The 1595-nt window shown below is 59.4% G+C and carries 1 protein-coding gene and 2 pseudogenes; all 3 read right to left on the reverse strand.

From position 1 onward, the window contains the following. Positions 1-217 (reverse strand): annotated as a pseudogene (locus tag Q0288_RS02790) (hypothetical protein); the annotation flags it as partial. Positions 218-464: 247 nt separating this feature from the next. Beyond that, positions 465-1244, reverse strand: coding sequence for a regulatory iron-sulfur-containing complex subunit RicT (gene ricT / locus Q0288_RS02795; RefSeq protein WP_299426860.1), 780 nt, complete (start codon positions 1242-1244; stop codon positions 465-467). 97 nt (positions 1245-1341) lie between these two features. Beyond that, a pseudogene (locus Q0288_RS02800) lies at positions 1342-1595 on the reverse strand (hypothetical protein); the annotation flags it as partial.

The raw sequence follows: 1595 nt of genomic DNA on the forward strand, positions 1-1595 counted from the left end.
GCCCGGTGCTTTTGCCCCATATTTCCTCGGGGGACCAGACCCCGGAGCGGGCATAGCGCATTAGAACCGTGTAGACTCCGACCTGCATGGGGCCGGCCATCACCCCCAGGGTAAAGATGCTGACCAGCAGAGCTTGAACCAGCAGCCAGACAATCCCCAGGGGATGTTGGGCCAGTAGTCTAAAGCTGCGGGTCAGGACGTTGCCAATATTTAGCATCGGTCACCTTCTGAACCTCAGGTATTGCACGCCGGCAATTCGGGCTCGAGACTCAAGATTGCAGGGGTTGCCACCCAGGATTCTAATTCGAAATCGCTACTGCCTCTTCCGAACTCCGCCGATTCTGGCGTGAGATACCCGATCTCCCCAAAGCCACTTCCAGTCAGGCTTTTTTTGTTCATTTGACTTTGGAGTACTGGGTGGGGTGACTGTCCTGGCCGTGAGTATACCTCAGCGCAGCCCGTCATTACTCCTTCCGCAGTTCACTTTTGTGCACCGTAACCCAACTGCCTTCCTCGGTAATCAGGTCTACCGTTCCGGCCAGCGGGTTGAGCTTGGCGACTTTGCCACAGGTGCCCTGGATGCTACAGGCTTTGGTGTTTTTGCGCGGCAGATCCGCCAGGAGTTCCTGGTAGTGGTCGTGCTCGTACTGCAAGCAACACAACAAGCGCCCACAGGGCCCAGAGACCTTCTCGGGGGAGAGCGGGAGCTGTTGATCGCGGGCCATCTTGATGGAGACCTGGACAAAGTCTTGCAGCCAGGTTGAGCAACACGACTCCATCCCGCAGGCCCCCAGGGTGCCCAGATAGGCCGTCTGGTCACGGGGGCCCAGGGCAATGAACTCCACTCGAGCCCCGGCGAGCTTGTTCAATTCATTGACCCAGCGCCGTAGATCTATGCGCTCCTCGGCGGAGTAATGCACCGAAATGTGACTGCCATCCAGGGTGAATTCGCATCCCAGCACCTTGGCCTGGATGCCCTCCCGGCGCAGGCGGGCTTTGAGCCACCACTGCACCTCCTGGCCCCGGTTTTTGAGGCTGGCCTGCTGATCCAGGTCTTCGGGGGTCGCGATACGCACCACTTCCCCCACCGCGTTGCCCAGATGCGGCTCGGTGCGCACCCTGGCCAGTTCCAGACCACGGCCGGTACGCACCACCACCCAGCTATCTACCGGGGGGGCCAGACTACTAAACCGGTAGTCGTAGATTTTGGGGCCATGCGCGAATCGCACGCCAACGCATTCCATGAAAACCTCCCTGATTAAGGGCCGAAGAGCTGCATTCAACCCGGTTGCAAAGCTGACACAATCCATACCTAGACTAAAGCAGAATGGCTCTAAAAATCTAGAGCCTGGCCAGCTTGAGCGCCAACCAGGTCTGAACCAGGTCTTCGCTCACATAGGCCGAGAGCGCATCCTGGGCACGGCTGAGGGTTTCGAGGGCCTCCTTGTAGGCCGGGCTTTCGAGATGGATGGTGGGTTCCAATCGGCGCCCCAGATAGGGCAGGGCATCCTCGATCTCAAGCAGCAGTTTGAGAGCCTCGAGGGTCTGGGATGGCCCCTGCCGCAATGCCTCCAGCAAGCCCTGGGTACGACTGG

Origin of the sequence: uncultured Meiothermus sp., assembly GCF_937863175.1 — a bacterium.
Taxonomy (GTDB): domain Bacteria; phylum Deinococcota; class Deinococci; order Deinococcales; family Thermaceae; genus Meiothermus.

Bases quoted from the DNA above. Each gene is read 5' to 3' on its own strand.
- ricT (WP_299426860.1), bottom strand. From the start codon at position 1,244: ATGGAATGCGTTGGCGTGCGATTCGCGCATGGCCCCAAAATCTACGAC.